General features: G+C 41.1%; 23 protein-coding genes. 2 read left to right on the plus strand and 21 right to left on the minus strand.

The annotated features are described in order from the left end of the window. Window positions 1–2: 2 nt before the first annotated feature. The 21 genes from MHI25_RS19485 to MHI25_RS19585 form a co-directional block, all read right to left on the minus strand. Window positions 3–1,196, minus strand: a complete 1,194-nt coding sequence (locus tag MHI25_RS19485) for a TIGR02678 family protein (protein ID WP_340393999.1) — start codon at window positions 1,194–1,196, stop codon at window positions 3–5. Continuing rightward, window positions 1,168–2,712 carry a TIGR02677 family protein gene (locus MHI25_RS19490; protein ID WP_340394001.1) on the minus strand — a complete coding sequence of 515 codons (1,545 nt, stop codon included), beginning with the start codon at window positions 2,710–2,712 and terminating at the stop codon, window positions 1,168–1,170. The genes MHI25_RS19485 and MHI25_RS19490 overlap by 29 nt, the downstream gene beginning before the upstream one ends. Window positions 2,713–3,277: 565 nt before the next feature. Further along, window positions 3,278–3,415, minus strand: coding sequence for a hypothetical protein (locus MHI25_RS19495; protein WP_340394003.1), 138 nt, complete (start codon window positions 3,413–3,415; stop codon window positions 3,278–3,280). 292 nt (window positions 3,416–3,707) lie between these two features. Next, entirely contained in the window at window positions 3,708–3,902 is a 195-nt protein-coding gene (locus tag MHI25_RS19500) for a hypothetical protein (protein WP_340394005.1), read from the minus strand. A gap of 3 nt (window positions 3,903–3,905) precedes the next feature. Further along, entirely contained in the window at window positions 3,906–4,274 is a 369-nt protein-coding gene (locus tag MHI25_RS19505; protein WP_340394007.1) for a hypothetical protein, read from the minus strand. Window positions 4,275–4,426: 152 nt separating this feature from the next. After that, complete coding sequence (locus MHI25_RS19510) at window positions 4,427–4,609, minus strand: hypothetical protein (protein ID WP_340033279.1); 183 nt, start codon at window positions 4,607–4,609, stop codon at window positions 4,427–4,429. Between the two features lie 3 nt (window positions 4,610–4,612). Continuing rightward, window positions 4,613–5,035 carry a recombinase family protein gene (locus MHI25_RS19515; RefSeq protein WP_340010554.1) on the minus strand — a complete coding sequence of 141 codons (423 nt, stop codon included), beginning with the start codon at window positions 5,033–5,035 and terminating at the stop codon, window positions 4,613–4,615. Between the two features lie 761 nt (window positions 5,036–5,796). Next, entirely contained in the window at window positions 5,797–6,945 is a 1,149-nt protein-coding gene (locus tag MHI25_RS19520) for a DUF3626 domain-containing protein (RefSeq protein ID WP_076304581.1), read from the minus strand. A gap of 310 nt (window positions 6,946–7,255) precedes the next feature. Beyond that, on the minus strand, window positions 7,256–7,900 hold the full coding sequence (locus tag MHI25_RS19525; RefSeq protein WP_340394008.1) for a Type 1 glutamine amidotransferase-like domain-containing protein: 645 nt from the start codon (window positions 7,898–7,900) through the stop codon (window positions 7,256–7,258). Window positions 7,901–8,277: 377 nt separating this feature from the next. After that, window positions 8,278–9,042 carry a VOC family protein gene (locus tag MHI25_RS19530; RefSeq protein ID WP_339243969.1) on the minus strand — a complete coding sequence of 255 codons (765 nt, stop codon included), beginning with the start codon at window positions 9,040–9,042 and terminating at the stop codon, window positions 8,278–8,280. 2 nt (window positions 9,043–9,044) lie between these two features. Then, window positions 9,045–9,884, minus strand: coding sequence for a pyrroline-5-carboxylate reductase (gene proC, locus MHI25_RS19535; RefSeq protein WP_340394010.1), 840 nt, complete (start codon window positions 9,882–9,884; stop codon window positions 9,045–9,047). Then, complete coding sequence (locus tag MHI25_RS19540; RefSeq protein WP_076141012.1) at window positions 9,869–10,696, minus strand: MetQ/NlpA family ABC transporter substrate-binding protein; 828 nt, start codon at window positions 10,694–10,696, stop codon at window positions 9,869–9,871. The genes proC and MHI25_RS19540 overlap by 16 nt, the downstream gene beginning before the upstream one ends. An 11-nt stretch (window positions 10,697–10,707) precedes the next feature. Further along, window positions 10,708–11,727 (minus strand): uroporphyrinogen decarboxylase family protein, encoded by a 1,020-nt coding sequence (locus tag MHI25_RS19545; RefSeq protein ID WP_076127146.1) that lies wholly within the window; start codon window positions 11,725–11,727, stop codon window positions 10,708–10,710. Between the two features lie 30 nt (window positions 11,728–11,757). Then, the gene (locus tag MHI25_RS19550) at window positions 11,758–12,417 is read right to left on the minus strand and encodes a methionine ABC transporter permease (protein WP_036688669.1); all 660 of its coding nucleotides are present in this window, start codon (window positions 12,415–12,417) and stop codon (window positions 11,758–11,760) included. Next, entirely contained in the window at window positions 12,392–13,435 is a 1,044-nt protein-coding gene (locus tag MHI25_RS19555) for a methionine ABC transporter ATP-binding protein (RefSeq protein WP_036688670.1), read from the minus strand. The genes MHI25_RS19550 and MHI25_RS19555 overlap by 26 nt, the downstream gene beginning before the upstream one ends. 27 nt (window positions 13,436–13,462) lie before the next feature. Then, complete coding sequence (locus MHI25_RS19560) at window positions 13,463–14,623, minus strand: amidohydrolase (RefSeq protein ID WP_280753068.1); 1,161 nt, start codon at window positions 14,621–14,623, stop codon at window positions 13,463–13,465. 21 nt (window positions 14,624–14,644) lie between these two features. Continuing rightward, window positions 14,645–15,316, minus strand: a complete 672-nt coding sequence (locus MHI25_RS19565) for a GntR family transcriptional regulator (protein ID WP_052097124.1) — start codon at window positions 15,314–15,316, stop codon at window positions 14,645–14,647. Between the two features lie 261 nt (window positions 15,317–15,577). Next, entirely contained in the window at window positions 15,578–16,930 is a 1,353-nt protein-coding gene (locus tag MHI25_RS19570; protein WP_340394014.1) for a sodium-dependent transporter, read from the minus strand. A gap of 250 nt (window positions 16,931–17,180) precedes the next feature. Continuing rightward, complete coding sequence (locus tag MHI25_RS19575; RefSeq protein ID WP_036688678.1) at window positions 17,181–17,828, minus strand: elongation factor G-binding protein; 648 nt, start codon at window positions 17,826–17,828, stop codon at window positions 17,181–17,183. Window positions 17,829–18,146: 318 nt separating this feature from the next. Continuing rightward, window positions 18,147–19,019, minus strand: coding sequence for a carbohydrate ABC transporter permease (locus tag MHI25_RS19580; RefSeq protein WP_036688680.1), 873 nt, complete (start codon window positions 19,017–19,019; stop codon window positions 18,147–18,149). 15 nt (window positions 19,020–19,034) lie between these two features. After that, window positions 19,035–19,991, minus strand: a complete 957-nt coding sequence (locus MHI25_RS19585; RefSeq protein WP_036688682.1) for an ABC transporter permease subunit — start codon at window positions 19,989–19,991, stop codon at window positions 19,035–19,037. 144 nt (window positions 19,992–20,135) lie between these two features. Here MHI25_RS19585 and MHI25_RS19590 point away from each other — a divergent pair, with 144 nt between their 5' ends. Both MHI25_RS19590 and MHI25_RS19595 read left to right on the plus strand, forming a co-directional pair. Further along, window positions 20,136–21,947 carry a sensor histidine kinase gene (locus tag MHI25_RS19590; RefSeq protein ID WP_036688684.1) on the plus strand — a complete coding sequence of 604 codons (1,812 nt, stop codon included), beginning with the start codon at window positions 20,136–20,138 and terminating at the stop codon, window positions 21,945–21,947. 4 nt (window positions 21,948–21,951) lie between these two features. Then, window positions 21,952–23,562, plus strand: coding sequence for a response regulator (locus tag MHI25_RS19595; RefSeq protein WP_076182774.1), 1,611 nt, complete (start codon window positions 21,952–21,954; stop codon window positions 23,560–23,562). The last annotated feature ends 91 nt before the right edge of the window (window positions 23,563–23,653 follow it).

Below are 23,653 nucleotides of genomic sequence, written 5' to 3' on the forward strand. Positions count from 1 at the left end.
CATCATACTCCTTTATTATTTTCTTCTTTAGGTTTTTCAAAAAATCTTCCGATTACATCATATAGTTTTAAATCACCTTCTTGCGTTGTCTCCGCTAATTTCCATTCAAATAGCATATTTTTAATTATATTCTTAATTTCAGTGTTACTCATACTTTTTAGGCCCGTCGTCCATCTGTGACTATTTTCATCTATGAGCTGTCGACACATAATATCCAAATCAACATTTGTTAAAACGACTGTCCCATCTTTTTGTTCACCGAGACTGTCATCATCGTCGATGATTTTAAGTCTTAACAATGTTGCAAACTGAACAAGTAGGTTCGATTCAGCATTACTTGCTGGAAAGAACCGTCGAAACGTGCTTACGTTTTCTTTTACTAAAAAAGCATTGCTTCCGTAAACATCCAGATTCATATCGTAGTATTTTTCGGCATGTTCATTTAAGTGGCGACTGTACTGTCTTAAGTAATCAAAATCTGACGTCGATACTTCATGCCGATACAAGGCTGGCTCTAAAAACAGTTTCCGGTATAGTAAATGCTTTCTTTCTAGACCTAATTCCCGTTCCTGAGTTTCTTGAATCAACATAATATCATTTAACGTCAATTCTCCTTCAATATTAAAACCAATATTACGCATAAAATATTTCACAAGCCCGGTTGAACGCAGCAGTGCATCATTCGTTTCTCTGTCTTGAAAGTCTTCTATGTTTTTATCAATCACTTCTATCAGACACCGTCGAACAGCTTCTTTCAATACACGAACAAGTGATAGTCGGTTTCTATAGCCTTCGTTACCCTTCCATGTTAATGGTAGAGGGTTTTCATTGACCGATCTCTTGGAACTTCTTGGGTAGTACGAAACGACCGCTTGGCAAACATCTGACAACGTAAATTGCTTTGATGCTTTTCCATCCAAAAACGCAAGTACACAGTAAAAAATGACGTAATCTTTCACCTCTTTGAAATCTGATATGCCTGTTGACGGTTGAGGCGTTACTTGAAACTTCTCAACTTTTGCAAAATCTGTACCAACTACCAGCTTAAAACGGAAGTAGTCCTTAAAGTAATCTCGCAGAAACCCTTCGTTTTGCTTAATTTCATAAAAAAGCTCTGGATTCTCCTTGCGCACAACCCAAAAACTATCGAGTAGTTGATGAATGCAATTAAGAGTCTCCTGAGACAACTTTTTCACGCGTTTTCACCTCGGTAAATGTCATTTGGAAATCGGGCAAAAAGAGGATTCCATCTAAACAATGCAATTCAATAATATCGTTACTAACCTTATGAAGTTTAAATTTCACGCCCAATTCTGTGGTACCCTCATAGATACCGTAGCCAACTGGATTCAACAGCGCCGAACTTATCCAAACTAATAATGCCTTTCGAACAAACGGCTCAACTCTCGTTTCCAAATCCTTCAAGATTAAGTAAGGCTGCTCCACGATCGCTATTAATACACTTTCTTCGTATGTCAGCCGCTCCGCGAGCAACCGTTGCTGCTCGAGTGCCTCCTGGCTCACTTTCGATACCTTCAAATTCTGTTTTATGGTTCTCTCAGATGGTGGTCGAATACGATACGTCACATCTAGCTCATCCGGGTCAAAATCCCATACTGTACCATCATTCTTTTCCGACGGTTTCCGTGCGACTTTGAAATGCTGGATACCTTCGAATCCGAATAGGTAAGAAAAAACTTGATGGGCTTCTTTCAAGTTGCCGGACTCATGTATCATGTCTGCAAGTCGTAAAAATTCTGTTACTCGACTTTTTTTCAAAAATTGTCGCTCTGCATAAAAATGCGCAAGCTTAGACATTTTACTGATGGCATCCCGAGTACGAACTTCAAGTTGAAACGCTTTGCTCGATTTAGTATCACTTGCCAAAAACCAGTTTCGGATACCTGTCCATACATCAAAAAAGGTATCGGAATACTCTTTATCCGACACAACCGTAGTGGTCGGCATATTTTTTTTATGACGGACGAGTTGCATTACGATGTTCTGAATTTTCTTCTCCGAAATGTGTGTAATAATATTAATTATCGCAGGCGAATTGCGGTTAAGTTCAACCATAAAATCCGTTAAATAAGAGCAGAACTGATTTTTAAATACAATGAAGGCATCGGTTTCCATTTTGCTATCCAATTTATCACCGCTGATATGATTCAAATAATCCGAAGCATCATTATCAAGCTTTGTAAAACGTTCGAACAGCTCCTCCCACGCTTCATATAGTTGAACAAGCGAAGACGAATCCAACTCGGTTTGCATGGAAAATCCGTTTAATTTTACAAGCGCATTATATAGGTGCTCAGTGAGTTTTTTATCCAATGAACCACCACGTATACGATAAAGTTTTTTCTCCATAAAAATAAGCATTTTTTCAAATTCAATCGTATATTCCGTTAGTGAATATGTTTTTCGATTCCTAATAAGGTCTTCCAATGTAACAGCATCTGTATTATCTTGGTTCAACACTAAGTTATTGTTTTCAACTAAGACCGATAAATCAGCATCTTGCTCTTCGAGTGTATAATCCCCAAATTCAGAAAATTGTTTAAGATACGTAAAAATTTCTATTGGCAAAACTTCATTATTAAATATACGATGTTGCTCATACATGTATCTTAATATTGGACGATATCGGTGCGTCTTTTGTGTTGACAAATAACTTGCTTCTTTTATTGCACGCATCAATGACAAATCCAAATTAAACACCCCTTTTCTAAGTAGTTTTTACATAATTAGGAAAATATAGTTTCTTTTTTTATTTGTCAATACCAATATTGGAGATCGGCCGAATCCTTTCACTTCCCATTACCTTTGCCGAACCGAGGGGTGAACGTCCCGATATTTGAATCGGGGGTTAACTGAAGTTCAGACTGATTAACTTTCAAGATTCTTTTTCAAGATAGATTTCAAAGTATTGGAACTATATTGTTTTTTAAAACTGCTTCTTCGAGCCCAAGAAATCAAAGTTGTCTTAGATATGCCACCTACTTTACTGCATTCATATGTTGCGTTAACATTGTCATTTAGCAAATTATGATAATGGTCTATGTAAGCAACTATCCTTTCTTAATTATTCTTAAAAAAAGTTATGTTAAAACTAGGATAATCAACAATGCTGGGCTCTAGTGATTTATCCTCGTAATCATCAAAGAAAAATATCATAAACGTACTCGAATCAATATACCAATCGAGTTCAATATAAATCTCCATGTTATGCTGTTCTAAGAATTCCTGAAACTCTTGTCGTTTCTGACTTCGTTAATTAGATTATATAGATCTGAAACTCTTCTACGAAATAACCCGACCAGTATATGTTCTCCTGATACCTAACCAATTCTATGGCTTCATTAATCTTCATAAATAGCTCATCCAAATTATAATAATCAGTTCCATCATTCATGAAAGAAGGAAAATAAACTTTCAATAAGAAGCTGTATTGTGTTGTTTATTGTTCCAATAACTTCATGAAAATCAATTTCTCTATAAATTGTTACTTTATTTCTGATTTGTCCTAATACATCAAGAGATAATAGATTACTTTCCTTAATATCGATAAAGCTCTTTACTCTTTTTACTGCCTCTTTATATGAAATTATAAATCTGATAGTAGCTAATTTAGGTATATTGTACCATATTGAAAGATACTTCTGGAATATATTCCAGAAGCATCCAAAGACTTATCCTATTTCAAATCACTTATAACAAACCGTCAACTCCACCCGACTCCCTTCCCGATCGTACACAATTCGCTCCACTAACTTCTTCAACACCCGATTCTTCTCTTCACTCGTCACGGAAGCGCTCCACAACTCCCTAAACTCACCTATCCGCTCATATATCTGCTCCACAGTCGGATAATTACCTTCATCTACTACCACTTTCCGCAAATCCTATAACTCTTCCTCTAGCTTCTGTATCTGCCTAGACTGAACAGCTTTACGCTCTAAAAATACCTGCTTCGTTATCATGTCCTCTTCATAAGATTCATGCAGCTTGTCCAACGCTCGCTTCTGCTTCTTCAATTCCTGCGCTTTGACCTCGATAATGACCTGTGTATCATTATACCTACTTCCATGCAATTCAATCTCCCGTAAAATATTCGGGTCTACATGAATAATCCGATCATAGAGAGCATTGAAAAAATCAACATCCATTACCTTGCCGCGCTGCTCACATTTACTGCCATCTTTATACTGGTGATAGCACAATGCACTCCAGTGCTGCCCTTGCTTCTTATTCTCACCTACTCGGAATCTCATTCGTGAACCACGCTTGGAACGTTTTTTCCATAAGTAATGTAACCCAAATAGACTTCGCTTGCCAGCAATCTTTGAACCGTAATATTTGACCATCCCTTGTTCTTTCCATCGGGCTTAATGTTGTATGGCGTAGGTATCTTGTTATCCGTCAATCAAATGGCGATATGACCAAGGTTTGTTCCATTCAAATACTTTTCAACAATCGCTCGATAAATCGGACGCTTGGTTTCATCCACCAATACCGACCTTATGTTCTTATCGTAGTAGTAAGGAAACGGTGGCTTTCCGTTTGTCCACATGCCTTTCTTCGCTCCGGCCTCCTTGCCCTGCTTCATTCTTCACTTAATCGTTTTGTATTCTATTCGGGCAAAAATAGACATGAAATCAAAGGATACATCGTCATTGTCTATTTCTAGATCGTATATCTTGTTTGGTGTGATAATGACCGTTTCTGAGTTTAAGAATGTATCTTTAATGAGTGCCCAATCCTTGTTTTCTCCACGCCCTAAACGGTCAATATCCATGACTACTACCCCATCATAGAGCTGGTCTTCAACATGTCGAAGAAACTTCTGCATTTCCTTACGGGACTCGATCTTTTCACCTGAGGCCACTTTTTCATATAGCCTATAAGTCCAATTTCGATTATCGACCAAGGTCAGAAGGGTATCCCTATGCTTCGAGAGAACGTCTTCAAACTCACCATCATCCCGTGATTTTCTTAAATAAACGGCTACGTGTTTAATTGTTTTACTTTCCATAATAGTTTCTACTCCAAACCTGTTAAATTTTTGCTGCCTTTCAAGTAGAATGTTGAGCATTTTTGATGACAAATCATCGAATATGACAACTGTAAAATTTCGGAGGCGTAGTTCATGAAGAAATGTGAATATGTAATCAAGGAAAGTAATCAGCCATCCGACAAAGCGTTGCGGCAATTTCATGAACATGTGGCCCGGATATTGAGCCAAACTGTCCAAGCCGAGGCCGAGATAGACATACCTCTCCCCAAAGTGCATCATTCTACGCAAGACAGTCAGAAAAATTAACAAAATAAAAACAAGCCAGAGCACATGACAAATCCATGCTCCGACTTGTTCTATTTCAGGCTATTTTGAATGAATTCCCGTTTCGACTTTTTCAGATACCTTAGCGAATTCTCGAAGGAATACAGGTACATAGAGCAAAGCATCTTCAGCTTTTCGACTGAGCCATCCGCAATCACTTGCATAATGGCCGGGTGCAGAATCTTACTAAACATAATGTTTTATTTTTATAATCTAGGTCTTATAAACCACAGTCCCATTGTACTGTAACATGGTAGAAGATGTAGCGCGATATTTCCATGATTCAACGCAAAAAACTTCTAATCAACACTGAGCCGCAAAAGCTTCTTTGAAAAATTGATTCACCCAAACATCCCATCAATGACAAGTCAAATATCCCATACGGAGGGAAATTCGCTTATTAATTTGTTTGTTTGTTTACTTAAATGCCATAACTTCAAGCGTACCAACTCTTCTTACAACTTAAAGTTTCGGAGCGGCTTTCCGTACCGCACCAAAACATGCCATAAGAGTTTTAATTCTTGAAGTACTTCTTTTTCGGTTCCTCGGTCCCGCCATGCTGAAGGATCATGCTTTAAGTGCATAGCAGCAGATCCAATCATGCTCGCATCAATATAACCGTGATGAGCAATACGCTTAGCCAAGGAGGGCATCGAAGGCCCTCTAAAATCTGAAGGCACTTCGTCTACCCACATCGCGAATCCCATGTGCCAATAGAGTTGGATGGCATACTGTAAACATATTTGCTCCAGGACTCGCCCTGTTGGAGTACCCTTGAATGAAGGATCGGCAACTAAAATTTCCACATCTTCCTTTAGACGGATGTTTCCATGAACTTGCGCCTCAATATAGTGGTTAAGATTACGTTTAGCTTCACCCTTTGAAGGGTCTGTAAACGGCATTGTGAGGTTGACCCGAAGATGGTCAACTAATTTTTGTGATCGAAGATTTTTTTCCCCTAGAGCGGAATCTCTTAAGAAAATCTCCTCTAGTAATGCCGCCATCATATCATCAAATTCTGCATATGTCCCTTTCTGTACAGGGTTTTGATGCGAATCCATATAGGTGTATGTACTGCGATAAGAAACCTCAGGGGATAGGAGGAAATAGCAGGAGCCAAAGCGCGGAGCTGGCCCATCCGAATGACGCATCAAATCAAGAGCGCCATATTTAGGGCGTTCGCTATTCGAAGCACCCTCTTGTTGGTATGCCCCTCCAAATAGTCTTTCCTCCCACAAATCACGTGGACCGCCAGAATAGGCTGATACACTACCACTGGATAACAAGGTCTCAAATTGGCTCTTGTACACGCCTTGCTCCAATAGCGCCTCTGCAACACTTTTCTTTACCGGATCTAGTCGATCTGGATGGAAATGTAGAGCAATCTTCGCATGTGACTTTATTTTGACCACAGCATCTTCAAACTCTTCCCGATCCACATTAGACATTTGAAGAATTTCATGGATGGTCTGAACTGCTTCACTTTTTCGAGTTCGCGCGTAATTCGTAACATATTCTAAAGCCGATAATTGTGACTCCGATAGTTCCTCAGTGAACTGAGACTCTCTTTTTTTATTGGCATTTGCATCGCCTTTCCACTCCATTGCTTATTCACTCCTTTCTAGACCCAGTACATAAGAAAAGAGACTTGATTTCTCCTCTCACTGTATCAAACGCTTCTTCACTTAAAACTTCATATCCTTACCATCGCAGATTCCGATAACTTTACATGGATCTCGAATGATATAAATTCAAGATCGAATGTTGATGGCTTGAACATCGTATGCGCGTTATGCGTAATCTTCCTTTTTCGCAGGAGTAATCAACTCGATTTGCTCGTAAGGTGCTGTCAAATAGGGACTCAAAACAAATACCATTTAGTTAACCGTCAGTGTCACAACCACTCAACCATAATTAGAGCGTCTCAGCCAATTTCTGAATCTTTGAGTGGGAAATTAAATATACATTGCCTATAATGTCGATTTTGCTGCCCTTCACACGTACAGCACCATCTTTGTCTGCCGCCACATAAATATCCATTTTATTCGATAAAGGAAAACGCCCCTCAATTAGCGCGGTGTTATCATGATCAAAATGAGCTTCAAAAGAAAAGTGATTAAGAGCCATACCTTCACAAACAGTGCATTCATCCACATATTCATCAGACATGTTCATCCCACCAGCACTTGTTCCCATTACAACAGCATTGCTTTTTTTAATCAAATCCGATAATTCATATTCCGTCAAAAGGTGCTTTTGGTCCCGAGCGGTTCCACCACATAAAAAAACGACAGAGGCGTTTTGAATTAATCGCTGGGCATCTTCCTTCTGCGTGCGGTCATCAATGAAATGATATTCATCAAAAAAAATGTTAGCCTGATTAAACCATGTCCTTTCAAAAACACTATCAATATTAACTTGTTCATCACTAAAATCAGACGATTCAGCGCTAATCATAACAAGCGATTTTCTGTCTGTTATATCCTCATGCAACACATTGACTAGCTTCTCAGAAAAGCCCTTATCATAAAACCAATCTAAGTAATAGTGAGTTTTCATCCGTAATTACCTCCATATGTAATATCTAAATTTATCCATTATGTTTATCAAAATTCATAGCGCCAGGCAAGAGAAAAATGTCTATAGTAATATAAATTTAGAGGCATAATCAAGGTTTTTTATCTGCGCTAGATCCACATTAAGCCTATCCGGCGAGGAAATGGGCCACGTATTTTTGTTCTGCACCGATTATCTTCACCTCCTTTTATATCATGGACATCGTACCATATAATGAAATTCAATAAATCTTACAAATTGATTAAAACAAAAAAATGCCAGCATCATTAGTACCTTCGGTGAATAGCAAAAAGACTTACTCGAGGTATCGATCCCTTCAAGTAAGTCTTTATTTCTAAAGTTATAAAGATACTAGTCCCTTAAACGAAAACATACTCCCCATCACCAATCGAAATCGTCTTCCCTTTCAGCTCTAACGAATCCGTTTCAAAAACCACCTGCTTGAATTGGTTCTCGTCTCCTTGCACGAAAGCAAATGATCTATCGCCAATCTTAAGGCTGAAGGTATCATCCTCTGACTTCGTAACAGGCAGTCCGAATATGGTTCCCCAATGGTTGGCTGCAGCTTCAGGATCGGAGACATGGAATACAGCACGCACGATTTCGACTTCTCCCGCAGGATGAGGCTTAATGACTCCAGATGATGTTAATCTTTCCACTCGCTCTGTATCCGTTCCGCTCCATTGAATGATGAACGGATAGACCAGTCCCCCAAAGTCACCAGCAATGGTCATCATCCGCCACTCTATTAATCTTCCCTCGTTATCTAGACGCTTACCATCGATAATTGGAGATAATGATAAGCCTGCTGCTTTCAGGGAAGCCGCTACTTCTTCAATATCATCCGTCCGGATGACTACTCTACTTAGAACTTCATGTTCTGGTAGAAGTTTTACTGCATCTTTCACCACTAAATTATGTTCAGTTGCCTTTGCCAGCTCAAGATTCTCAATGCCCAGAAACTCGAGATAGGTTAGCCCAAAGTAACTTAAGGCATTATAGGTTCCCCAATCTTTATGAGAGCCTCCCTTAAAAGCAACCAATCCATGAGCTCCAAAGATCTCAACCGGTTTGGCCAAATCATTGACATAGTGAACTAAATGATCCCATTTCATCGTTGCCATGATTACTTCACTCCCAGCTCAGTAGTACGTTTTACGGCTGCCAGAACACTTCTTTGCAGACCCGCTGCGAAATCACTGTTGTTTAATTCGTACAAGCCATGCATGCCGACACCGCCAGGTGAATTATTAATATCCAGCAGCTGTCGTGGATGCAGCCCTGTCTGTTGCAGCATTGCTACCGAGCCCATCATATTCTCCAGTGCAACCTTCCAGGCTTGGTCACGCGGCAGTCCGGCAAGTACACCTGCATCTACGAGAGATTCAATGAAATAATAGATATAGTTAGGACCCGCCACACCAAATCCAGTGAAAACATCCATTAACGCCTCATCCAGATATTGTACTTTTCCAAAGCCGAGTAGGAAATGCTCCACTTGATCACGAGTAGCATAAACATTTAACGCTACACCACTATAGCCATATCCTGTATCGGTTAAAGTATTGGGGATAACCCGGATAATGGGCCGTTCAGCTCCAAAATAACCAGCTAACTGATCATTCGTCACACCCGCCACAATCGATACGATTGCGGCAGAAGCTGTAGCGAATTGTTGTACATTTTGACCAAGGGTAGTTAAATCATCCTGTGGGCGAACTGCCACTACAATCACATCTGCTGTAGACAGGTTATGCTCTTGCGAACTCTTCGTATCTACACCGTATTTGGTATTTAAAAACTGCAGACGCGCTTCATTAATATCCGATACACTAATTTGATTTACAGACAAGGTGTTATTCGCTATACATGCGCGGATGATCGCTTCCGCCATCTGTCCGCCACCAATAAAATGAATCTTTTCTTTGGTCACTTCGTTCACTTCCTTAATTAATTGTTGTCCCAAGCTTCAGGTAGAATGAAACCATCATATTTTTCTAATCCAAGAATATATTCTTCAAACTCTTTGGATTCATAAGCAGCTTTCAAATCTTTAGCCCACTGAGAATTTTCATCCTTTTTATTAACCGATACGATAATTCTGTGTTCCATAGGTGTGTTTTCTATTTTCAAAGCATCCGTAATCTTTCTGTCCGAATTAGCAATATAATTACCATTTACAACGCCATAATCAACATCTTGAAGGGAGACAAGGATTTGAGCGGGGTCCAATATTTTGATATCAATATTATATTTATCCGGTTCCATACTATTAATATTAAAATCCGCTACGCCTGCCCCTTCTTTAATTTTGACCCAACCCAATTCTTCCAGAATACGCAGTGCACGCTCTTGGTTTACCGGATCGTTCGGAACAGCTACGGTTGTACCGTCTTTAACATCGTCTAGCGTGGTATGATTTACAGAATAAAGGCCTTGTGGAGCACCTGGAACATAAGCAATTCCGACCATATCTGCATTGATTTCTTCGTTAATGGCCTCCATATAAGCTGTACTTTGGAATATGCTTGCGTCAATGGAGCCTTCCTTCATTGCTGGATTGACCTGCATGTTTTGCGAGAAGGTTTTAATGTCAACGGAATACCCTTGTTTCTCTAGAATCGGTAGAATCGATTGGCGGAATTGTTCCTCATAGGTTCCGACACCAAATCCAACGGTAAGCTTTTTCTTATCTCCAGAATCCCCCGCCTCTTTATTGCCACAAGCCGTCAACACTGCAAGAACACCTATCATCATCACTAACATTAACTTTTTCATGCTTACTTCCCCTATTCCAATATAGATTTTTTAAATTGTGCCAACGCCTCATCCGTCACATTGAGTGGGATTGCGCAATTTGGAGATAGAATAAACGGCTGGTCTTTCATTAACTTTAATGCATCTTCAGCTTGCTGCTTGATTTGGGCAATATCGTTTACCGCAAACAACCCATGATCGACTCCACCCACTTTAGTAGCTTTGAGATTTGCCTCTAACCCTGGATTCCCCTCGGCTATCGTATCCCAACTGATCCCGTCAATCCGATAATCGTTAAACTTCTCAGGCTGGGCGTAGGCTCCACAAGTATGAAGAATGTTTTTTCCATAGCTCGCTGCTTCTAAAACAATAGAATCATAAGGTCTGGACAGTTCGTCAAACATAGCTTCATCAAATAATCCTGGGTGAGCTGTGCCCGTCACTGCGTAGAACAAACCGTCAGAACCCGCTTGCTGTAACTCTTGTACATAATCGGCTAAGGTTAAGGAAATCGCATGTAGCGCATGATGTGCTGCCGCTCGATGTTCTTTAAACAAGGATTCCAAAGTTACCGGGTGCTCAATACCAAACACCGTTTTAGTAACGTAAGCAGAACGCCCTACAATAAATAGCAATACTGTTAATGGTGAAAATACAGTTTGGATTAGCGGGGTGTCTGGTAACCCTTGACGAATTTTTCTAACCGCATCTAAATGCTCTGCCAAAGGGGCTGACTGGACTGCCTTTTTGACGTCGATATCCCACAGACTAGCCGCTGTTGGAATAGCCGTCGTTTGCTGTCTCGGAAATACGGTCTGATAATCCGTAAAATCGTATTGATTCCCCCAAGCTTCCGCCAGATAAGTCGCTCTTGGATTAATCTTGACCCAATCCCAATCATATTTTTTCGTAAAAGAAATCGTAGTTTCTGCTAAATCATCTGCAGTTTGTTCTTTGTCGATAAAATGGCGCCAACCACTTCCGATTGGACGATCCGCCCGTTCTCCAGATAATAATGCTTTAAAACGATCTTGCTTACTCCATTCACTCATCTGTCGAGTCCCTCCCAGAATATGTAGTAACTAGTAACGGCGAATTTTTCTTGCTAGCGTGTTGCCTAAAGATTGAATACCTTGCACTAAAATAATCAGGATAATCACGGTGGCTACTACGACAACAGTGTCAAAGCGTTGGTATCCATATACGATCGCCAAGTCTCCCACGCCGCCTCCCCCTACCGTTCCAGCCATTGCAGTTGCACCTATCAAACCAATCGTCGCTGTAGTAAGAGACAGGATTAAGGATCCAACCGCCTCTGGCAATAAAAAGTACCAAATGACTTGAAAAGGAGTGGCTCCCATCGCCTCAGCGGCTTCAAGGATTCCCGGATTCACTTCAAGCAGTGAGTTCTCTACCAACCGTCCTATATAAGGTGCGATATAGATAATCAAGGGTACGATCGCTGCGCTTGTCCCAATTGAAGTATGAACAATCAATCGTGTGAAAGGCACAATCGCAACCAGTAAAATAATAAAAGGCAATGAGCGAATGATGTTGATAATTGGATTTAGTACGGCGTAAAGCGCTTTGTTCTCCAAAACCCCACCCGGACGAGTGATGACAAGCAATATCCCAAATGGGATCCCAATCAGGGAACCAACAAACAAGGAGAACCCTACCATTTGAATTGTTTCTATAATCGCCTGCAGAAATTGATCACCTGTTACTGTGGTCGAAAACATTAGATTCTACCTCCTCTACACCGACTCCATTTCTTGTTAAGAAAGATAATGCATTGTTAATCTCTGCTGCCTCACCATCGAATTGAATGATCACTGTTCCCAGTGTTGTTTCTTGAATCTCCGTCGTATTCGCAAATAAAATATTGACCTTTATATCGCAGGAGCGAATCATTTCAAACAGGATAGGCTCAGAGGCACTTGCTCCCACAAAATTAAGCTTGTACAGCTGACTTCCGGGTTCTGTTTTGATAGATTTCCGCACGCTAGAGGTCATGCTATTTTGAATAACCGTCTTCACGAAATTTTGCGTGGTCAGATGTTTTGGACTTCCGAATACATCTAGAACACTTCCTTGCTCAATAATCCGGCCTTCTTCCATGACCGCTACCTTGTTACAAATTTCTTGAATCACGGACATTTCATGTGTAATGATCATCACGGTAATGTTGTATTCAGCATTGATTTTTTTTAATAGCTGTAAGATAGAATGTGTGGTCTGTGGATCTAAGGCAGAGGTCGCTTCGTCACATAAAAGGATAGACGGATTCGAGGCAAGCGCTCTGGCAATCCCGACACGTTGCTTCTGACCACCTGATAGCTCACTCGGGTAACTCCCCGCTTTGTCACTTAATCCAACAAACTCTAGCAGCTCCATTACCCGCTGGCGGATTTCATTTTTATTCTTTTTTAGGAGAACTAGAGGGATCGCCACATTATCAAATACTTTTTTTGATTCTAATAGATTAAAATGTTGAAAAATCATTCCGATATTTTTCTTAGCGGTACGCAACTCTTTATCGTTGTATGTTCCCAAATCACGTCCAGCGACCATAACTTGTCCTTTGGTGGGTCTTTCCAAATAATTGACTAAACGAATTAATGTACTTTTCCCAGCACCGCTATAGCCGATAACCCCGAATATATCGCCTTTCTCGACCTTTAAATCGATTCCTTTAAGAGCATCAATAGTTGTCCCTTTCCGAGTGAACGATTTGTAAACATTCTTTAATTCAATCATTTCCATTCCCCTCAATCATCTTTAGGATTAAGCTTCCTCTTGCAGCTTCACCAGCGCTTGTTCTGCCAATAAAGCGAAGTACTTAGCAGCTGGCAATATCGCAGCTTCATCAACATCGAAACGAGGGTGATGTAAGGGATAGGCTGGACCCGATCCTATATTCACAAAAGCACCCGGTATCTGTTGTAAATAAAAAGAGAAATCTTCTCCACCCATCTGTGGAGGAATATCATGTACTTCATAGCCGAAATCTGAGGCGATCTCTTTGGTAAAGTCCGCCCATTCCCCATGATTTATCGTTGCGGGTGGACCTGGATGCCAGTGTAACTGGGCCTCTGCCCCAGCTCCCGCAGCAATCCCTTCGATAAGACGAGTCATTTGTATTGGAATATTGCGGCGAATCTCTTCATTGTAAGTTCTTACTGTACCTTCTAATTCGACTTTTTCCGGCAATACATTCCATGTGAAGCCTCCATTAATTCGGGTAACACTTAACACTACTGGTTCAGTGGTGCTGTTTTGGCGACTTACGATGGTTTGTAGTGCGGTAATGATTTGAGCCGCAGTTACAATCGTATCCACACCTTTTTCAGGATAAGCAGCATGAGCGCCGACACCTTTTATTGTAATTTCAAACCGGTCAACACCGGCTGTTAAAGCTCCTGTTCTTGTTCCAAAAGCTCCCGTAGGCAAGTCAGGTGAATTATGGAGACCAAATATAGCCGCCACATCCTGGAGTCCTCCCGAGGCTAAGACGCTTTCCGCCCCATGCCCTGTTTCTTCCGCGGGTTGAAACAATACTCTAACCTTTCCAGGTAGTTCATTTTCACGAGCCTTTAATAATAATGCAGCACCTAAAATAGTAGCCGTGTGAAAATCGTGACCACAGGCATGCATCTTTCCTGGGATCTCTGAGGCAAAGGACAATTCAGTTTGTTCCTCTATGGGAAGTGCATCAATATCACAACGAATGGCCACTATGGGTCCGTGACCCTGCCCGATCTCTGCGATGAGTCCGGTTTGTAAAGGCAAGTCAAGGATGTGAATATTGGCTTGGGTCAGCCATTCCCGTAATTTTGTTGTGGTTTTAAACTCTTCATACGCTAATTCAGGCTCACGATGCAGGTTTCTGCGAACCTCTATTAATTGATTAGCTAAAGCTTGCTCAACTTCAGTCAGTGGTTTCATAGGTGACGTACTCCCCTTTCGTTATGCTTCCAGCTTTTCTTCAATCCCTTTGATGCGATCAAGCGCAGTCGATAGACTGCTTAAAATATGATCTTGCATGGCTTTTTCAGCACCATCTTCATTTTTAGCAGCGATCATTTGTAAAATAAGATCATGTTCTTCATCCGCTTGTGTGTTCCAATCTCCATGCATAGAGACGAATCGACAATAACGAAGCGAATGATCTCTTAATTGATTCAGAACCTTCTCGAAGGTTTTTAGTTCGCTGATTTCTGATAAATAATCATGGAACTCAAATCCATATGTAACAAAATTCTGATTATCACCAAGCTGGAACGAGTGTTTCATTTTTGTAATCATCGTCGTTAAATTCACAATATCTTTCTCTGTGGCATGCTTAGCTGCACTTCTTGCAATATAGCCTTCAAGCATGCTGCGAATAAGAAATATTTCTTCAACCTCTTTAAGGGTTACTGAAGCTACCCGCAGTCTTCCATTTGGCTGTCGAACCAGAAAATCCTCGTTCTCCAGTCTCTGTATCGCCTCTCTTAGAGGTGTGCGGCTGACCCCGAGCAAGGCCGCCAAATTTTCTTCATTTACAGGTTGATTCGGTTCGAACTCGCTATCAATAATTTTTTGTTTTAATTCGTAGTAGGTATTATCCTTTGATAACCTTCGTGATCGTATCGCCATTTCTATACTGCTCCTCATCGATAATCTGTGGGGTCCGAATCCCAATAATATATTTGTATAATTGTATACAATTATTAGTTAAGAATGGATTGGTTAGTTACATTCCCTTCCATACCGTTCAAGCTTTTTTATACTATATTCCAATTATTCCACCTAGTCAAGTAGGAATTAAAAATCAATTTAATCCCCTCTTTTCAACACAAAAAAACCCTACAACCCTCAGGGGTTGTAGAGTTATTTTTGGATAAATAAATTTCAGAATTAGAAGTAAATAATCCCCGAGGTATGGAGTAGCACTAGGAACACTAGGATCGGCGCCACATAACGGAGCATAAACAGCCAAACACGGAACCAGCGCGCCTGTAGTCCAGCGGCTTCCGCTGCACCTTTCCAGAAATAACCGGCGAAGATGGTAATCAGCAGACCTCCAAGCGGCAGCATAATGTTAGAGGTGATAAAATCCAGCCCATCAAATAGAGATTTGCCACCAATCGTTAGCTCCGGGAACATCCCCAGTGACATCGCTAAAGGAATACTAAGAAGGAAACAGATCAGCGTCAAAATCCAAACCGAACGTTTCCGGCTCCAATTCCAGCGCTCCATTGTGAAGGATACAGGCACTTCAAGCAGCGATACAGCTGAGGTTAGAGCAGCAATCGCCAGCAAGATAAAGAACAAACCGCCGAAAAGCGCACCAAAAGGCATAGCCGAGAAAGCGGCTGGCAAAGCGATAAAAATCAGCGAAGGCCCCTGATCAGGAGCAATACCAAATGAGAACGTCGTCGGAAAAATAATCAAGCCTGCGATAAAAGCATATAACAAATCTCCTGCACCGATTGCGATTGCAGCGGTACCCAGCGATTGTTTTTTATCAACATAAGATCCGTAAGTCAGGAGAATCCCCATCCCGAGCGATAATGAAAAGAAGGCATGTCCCAATGCAACTAGCGCAGATTCCGCTGTCAACACTGAAAAGTCCGGTTTTAGGAAAAAAGATACCCCTGCGGATGCACCCGGTAAGGTTACTGCGCGAATCATTAACACTACAAGGAGTACGACCATACCAGGAATTAATACTTTGTTAAATTTCTCAATCCCGCCTGATACGCCAAGGATGACTACACCCGCCGTAATCAGAATGGCTATCCCCTGCCAAACGATCGGCATATATCCAGAGACAAACGAATTGAATTCGCCTGCATAATCAGTAGTGCTGAATAGTTGTCCATTAAAAGCAATCATCGAATAGTTCAGCGTCCAGCCAGCAACAATAATATAAAAGGAGAGAATTAGAAACGGCGCAAGTACCTGCAACATTCCAGCTGCAAACCAACTCTTCCCGCCTCCAGCCCGCATAAAAGAGGTCGCCGCGCTACCACGCCCGCTGCGTCCGATAGCCAGTTCTGCCAACAGCACCGGTAACCCTATCAGCACTAAACAGACGATGAAAAGCAGGAAAAAAGCTGCCCCCCCATTTTCTCCTGTAATATAAGGAAACTTCCACATATTCCCTAGCCCAACCGAGCTGCCGATGGCGGCAAAAATAAAGCCCGCGGAAGAGAAGCGTTCCTCCTTCTCCGAGAGAAGATTTTTGTTACCCTTCATTTGATTCATTATAACGCCCCGTTTTCTTTTTTAGACCTCATTATAGCTTAAGTAACAAAGCACGTCATATGGAAATTTTCTGACTATTTTTATAACCACTCGAATTCTCTGTTTGTAAACGCTTATATTATTTATTCAGCTCTTGAATCTCATTATATCCACTAATGTCGTGCCTCATTGCTTCAATGAAACGGATTGTCTAAATCCTGACAATATTTTTAACAAAAAAGGCTCCCACTAAGGGAGCCTTTTCTAAACATTATTTGCGGACAGAGAGAATGAACCTCTCAAGCTTAGCTGTATCGGTTATGCTCCGATTACATTCCTGATTATCCAGACATACGTATTGACCCACAGCAGAAATATTATCCGGCGAAACGTTCACATTCTTGGTCTTAACATAAAAGAATGCAAGCTCTTGATGCCGATTGCAGAACATGCAGTACCCTTTTTTGTGCGTTGGTGTGATTCTACCCTCAATACCAATGAACTGTCCTTCGTACGGATAGATAATGAATAATTTATTACTGGCAATATCTATCCAACTCAAATACGTTATGTTGCGATAGTCGATGAGTTGTAGATCAGGTACTTTCAGTTTCTTATTCTTAGGGAATAGCTTCTGAATCTGCTTCAGCGTAATCGTCGGATATGACTCTAGGTATGGTTCTAATTCACTAAGATATCTCTGGAAATCTTCTGCAGTTTCGAAGGTCGATATTTGTTCCAGCATCTGCTTGTGATTCTCCGTAAGAGAAGGAAATGCCTCAATAATGTTCGTAGCAGCACTATATCTTACAGTCTCCAAGACTCTACGATCCGCAACGGTTCGCAGGGTATGCAGAACAAATTTCGTTTGTTTCTTAATTAAGTTATATTGATGGTTTCTAATAAATGGTGTACACATCGCTTTTCAGCCCCTTATTTATATTAAAAGTTCATAAGGTGCAAAGCCCATTTATAGAAACGATAAAATTAAGTTGGGCGATATATCCATCCATCGCACCTCACGCAAAGTATCGCCCTATATTAGGCTTTGCGTGAGGAACTTCTAGCTAATGGGCATTTCAACATTAGCACTGTACCACCTCCGAGCATATTTCATGCCAAAAGTATAGCACCGTATTTTAGAAGGCGCAATTCATCTGGGAATGCTTATTTGCATGCCATACCTACAAAAAAAAGGGAGCTACATGGACTAGTCCAGTAACTCCCTCTTTTTTGACTATTCTTTTACTGCTCCGACTACAATCCCTGTCACAAAATAACGTTGCAGGAATGGATAAACCAACAATATTGGTAGCGCACTTATGAAAATCTGTGAAGCCCGTATGGTTCGTTGAGACAAGTTAGCTACAGCTGACGGATCAAGCTTGGACATATCTGCCTGAACGATAATGGTCTGCATAAACGTCGCCAGTGGCAGCTTATCCGAATCTCTGATATAGATTATACCGTCAAAGTAAGAGTTCCAATGGCCCACCATCATGAATAGGGAAACTGTTGCAATGACTGGTAAGGAGACTGGTAAATATATTTTCAAAAAGGTCTTAAAATGTCCTGCTCCATCAATAAAGGCTGCTTCCTCAAGGTCCTTAGGTACACCACGGAAGAAGTTCAGCAGCAAAATGATGTTAAATACGGCTACCAATCCAGGTAGGATAAGTGCCATCAAAGAATTCATCAGCCCGAGCTTTAGAATCAGGATATATCCCGGAATCAGACCCCCACTGAACAGCATGGTTACGACAAAATACCAAAGATAGATATTACGCGCCCGGAAAACTCTAGTTTCCTTAGAAAGAGCATAGGCTGCAACCGTATTTACTACCAGTGCAAGTGCTGTTCCTAGTATTGTCCGCTCTACCGACACCCACAGGGATGTAAGAAAATTAGTGTTGTTAAAAGTTTTTGCATAGGCCTCCAAAGTGAAGCCAATTGGCCAAAAGGTGACCAACCCAGCATTGGCTGGGGCGGACGCACTAAGAGATACCATGAGTAAGTGATACAATGGCAGCAAGCAGAGCACCGAAAGGATAGTTAGGAGCACATTATTGAATATGCTAAATATTCGATATGGAAGGGTTTTATGGTACATTTGTTGTCATCCTTTCTAGAAAATTCTGTACCCTGCAAATCTATAGGCAAGTCGGTATGAAATAACGATTAGAATTAAACTAATTGCTGATTTAAAAAGATTAACTGCGGTCGCAAAGCTGAATTGTCCGCTGAGAAGACCTTCTCTATATACAAAGGTATCAATGATATCCCCTTGTTGATAGATCAAAGGACTATATAGGTTAAATACCTGGTCAAAGTTGGCGTTCAATACATTGCCCAGTGCCAAGGTCGCAATTACAATAGCAATTGGAATAAGTGCTGGTATGGTAATATACATCGTTTGCTTCCAGCGACCTGCCCCATCCACTTCAGCAGCTTCATAAAGTGATGGATTAATGCCGGATAGCGCAGCTAGGAAAATGATCGTGTTGAAACCAAATTCTTTCCAAACATCACTGGCTATGATGGTAAATCGGAACCAGTTGCCGTCCCCTAGAAAAAAGATCGGTTTTATGCCGAAAACGGACGAAATAAACTGATTCACGATCCCTGTTTGTGCTAGGATATCGATCAGAATTCCTGAAAGGGTAACCCATGACAAGAAATGCGGTAGATAGACGAGTGTTTGAATAGATCTTTTAAGGCCCATATTCCTTACCTCATTAAGCAACAAGGCGAATATAAAAGGAATAATCAGGTTCAAAACAATTTTGGAGCAAGCAAAAAACAGTGTGTTCCAGGTAATTTGCAGGAAGTAATCGTTCTCCCACATGTACCTAAAATGCTTAAGTCCGACCCATTCGGAATCAAAAAATCCTAATGCAGGCTTATAATCCTGAAATGCCATGAGTATTCCTGACATGGGGATATAAGAAAAAATAAAAACCATAATTGCCGCCGGTAATACCATGAAGTGGAGCACCCATGGTTGTTTATAGCCTTTTTTTCTTTTTCTTTTTATACTTGGTTTATTTTCCAGGCCTACCTGCTGTATTGAATTAGCCTCCATAGCTCTCTCCTGTTCCCAAAAAAAATATTTTGTGTGTGATGGGGATCTCTGCTATAAATAGTATCAGGCGTTTCTCAGGTTTGACTATATAACATTGTTAGGCTTGATATGGTTTTATTAGGACATCATCTGGAGGGTACATTTATGAATATTTGGAAGCGCTTTACATCCCTGAGAGAATTAACACAATCCCGGTTTAGTTTGTTTGCCAAAATAAACTGCCTGATCATACTCTTGTTCATCCCCATTATTATCATGTATACCTTTTCAAATAACGTCACATACGATGTTGTAAGCAAAGAGCTGCAGGTGTCCAATACGAAGCAGCTCACTTTTCTGTCTAGTCAAATTGATTCGCGTATTAATCAGATGATGGACTTCACCCTTATCCTTTCTAGAGATCCCAATGTCAGAGCCTTCAACGGATTAAACATTTGGGCGGATCGATATGATCAGATGCAGACCCGGTATGTCATTCAGGAAAAGATGGTGCTTCAATCCGGGGTTGCAGATATTTGGCCTGCCAGATATGCCGTACATTCACAGCAAAATAAAGATGTCATCTCCAACTACAATCGAGCATTTGGGTATGATGAGGATTACTTAAAAAGAAATATGAGTGGAAAATGGACGTATGGCGATCACAGCTTGGAATCTAAAGACGAGTTAAAATCCTTCTACTGGTTCTATACAGATTCCTTAGCTCAGCCGGGGATGTTGACGGGAAGCAACTTGGTGATTGAGGCCAGCTTCAGTTATGAGAATATTCAGAACATGCTGGATACGTACAAGGAAGGTGGACAAGGTGATCCTTTTCTCTATCATAAAGGGAACTCGCCAATTCTGAATCGCAGTGCGGACAAGCAGCTATCTGAAGAACTCATTCGTTACCTGGATAAACACTCACCTGAGAATACTACCCAGGATGTAGTCAAACTCAATGGCAAGAACTACTTGGTCAGCTCTGTGAAGTCCTCCTATTTGGATTGGAATTTAATAGATGTTGTCCCTCTATATCAAATCCTAAAACCCATTTCGCTCAGTCAGGATTTGTTCTATATCTCGATGATTTTGCTGTTTGTTATGGGAATTTCCGCTTCCATATTACTATACAGAAATGTTCAATATCCTATCAAAAAGCTAATTAAAGGCTTACGGCGCGTGCAGCGTGGAGATTATTCTGTACGTCTTCATAACGAGGGCCGGAACGAGTTTTCGTTTCTATTCCATCGCTTTAATGATATGTCCCATCAAATTCAAGACCTGATAGAGAATGTGTTCAATGAGAAAATCCGTGCCCGCGAAGCTACACTTAAGCAACTGCAGGCGCAAATCAATCCGCATTTTCTCTATAACTGCCTTGGTTATATTATCAATATGGCCCAAATGAAGGATGAGGACGCTGTCGTCTCCATGGCTTATAATTTAAGTGCTTACTACCGTTATACTACCCGAATGGAACGGGAAACCGCGTCACTGGATGAAGAAATCAAGCTGCTCGTCAACTATTTGGATATTCAAAAGCTGCGCAATGCCAGAATTGATTATCATATCGAAATCCCTGAGAACATGTTAAGCCAGTCTGTGCCACGTCTAATGCTACAACCTATTGTGGAGAATTCAGTCATTCACGGAGTGGCCAAATCGTATTCATCGGGTGAGATCAGCATTAGTGGTGAGATTTCGAACGGCTTCTGCAAGATCTACATTGATGACGACGGACCTGGCTTGAATCCGGAGCAGCTGGAAGCTTTGAATCGTAAAATGCAGGAGCCATTGCAGGAAGAAATGGGCTGCGGGCTCTGGAATACGAATCAGCGGATCATGCACCTGTTCGGCAATCAATCCTGTCTAACCTTTAAACCATCCCCTCTTGGAGGTTTCCGAACAGAGATTATCTGGGAAATCCCTACGGAGGATGAATATTCTAAATTTAAGAATCATCAAGGAGAATAACAACATGCAAATGATTATAGTAGACGATGAAGCACACTGGGTAGATAATCTTGCCATGACTAAACCCTGGCATACGCTAGGCATTGAACAGGTGCATAAAGCGTATTCGGCACGTGAAGCGCTACAAATTATCGATACCAACCCTATTGATATTGTGATCTCGGATATCCAAATGCCCGAAATGACGGGAATTGAATTAATAGAGCGGATAAGAAAACGTGATAAAAAGATTAAATGTATTATTTTATCAGGCCATTCGGAGTTCGATTACGCCAAAAAAGCACTTCAGCATAATGCCGTCGATTACTTGCTTAAGCCACCTACCGATGATGAAATTATCGGTGCAGTCAAAACTGCCATCGAGCAATTGAACACAGAATGGGAACTTATCAGTTCGCTTAAAAGAACCCAGTTTACCCTTCGTGAGAATCTGCCGCTTTTACGTGGTCAACTGCTGCTTGATGCCTTGCAAGGTCATCAATTTCAAGCTGGCGAATGGGAACGGAAGCTCGTAACTTATGATTTGCCCTTCCATTCTGGCGATTGCGCTTTGATGCTTGTACGCATGGAAGAAGAATTTAGCCATTATAACAATAATGATCAAACCTTAATTGAATATGCCATCATCAATATGGCTGAAGAGATTATGGGTGAGTTTATGCAGGTCTGGGGCGTTAAAGAGGAACATGGATATCTTGTGTTTCTGCTTCAGCTTAAAGAGAAAGGATCCGACATCGGCAAAGAAACCATCCTAGAAAAGCTTTCTTTACAGCTTCAGTATAAGGTTAAGCAATTTCTGAAAGGTTCCCTGTCCATAGTAATCACCGAGTGGTTCCAGTTTCCCGAGAAGGTGTCGAGCCGTTTCCGTCAGGCTACAGCTTATTTCCGGCAGATCGTGGGAGACGAGCGCGAATTCGTAATGCGGGTCAGCGAATTTGAACCTTCCACTACCCAAGGACCTTTGGATGCCCTTTACACCCCGCCGACACTAATACACCTGCTTGAAAGTGGGCATTGGGATGCTGCGCAAGAGAAACTACTCGCTGTCTGCGCGGAGCTGGATGAGAAATGGTCTGAATCGTGGGAGCATTGCATGGAGGCCGGTTTTTTAATCACTGCATCCTTCACGAATCTCGCACACCGAAATGGGCATACTCTAGCTAACTTAGCGGGAGACGATCTCGGTTGGTTGCAAAGCGGTGAAGCGTTCTCGACCATCGGTAAACTTAGAAAATGGTCCCTGAGCATTCTGAGCAAATTGAAAGAGGGAACGTCTAACGAAATTAAAGACATCAGGTCTGAATATGTGAAAAAGATTCAAGATTTCACAGACAAAAACCTGCATTTAGATGTTTCATTACGGGTTCTGGCTGACCATGTAAACCTCCATCCGACTCATTTATCAAAAATTTATAAGATTGAAACGGGTGAAGGAATAAGCGATTATATCTCGCGCCTGCGCATGGATCGCGCCTGCCATAAGCTGAAGACTACCTCTAAAAAAGTCTATGAAATCAGCATGGAGATTGGCTATATGGACCCTGCTTATTTTATAAAAGTGTTCAAACGACAGTTCGGAGTAACGCCGCAGGAATATCGAGACAATAATAAATAGCATGATAGAGTCCTATCGAAACTAAAAATCTCATATAGATGCCATCCCCGACTAGTTGTTAAAGTTACACTTGTAAAGATCATACACAGTA

The sequence above is a fragment of the Paenibacillus sp. FSL E2-0177 genome, assembly GCF_037992975.1.
GTDB lineage: Bacteria > Bacillota > Bacilli > Paenibacillales > Paenibacillaceae > Paenibacillus_AQ > Paenibacillus_AQ odorifer.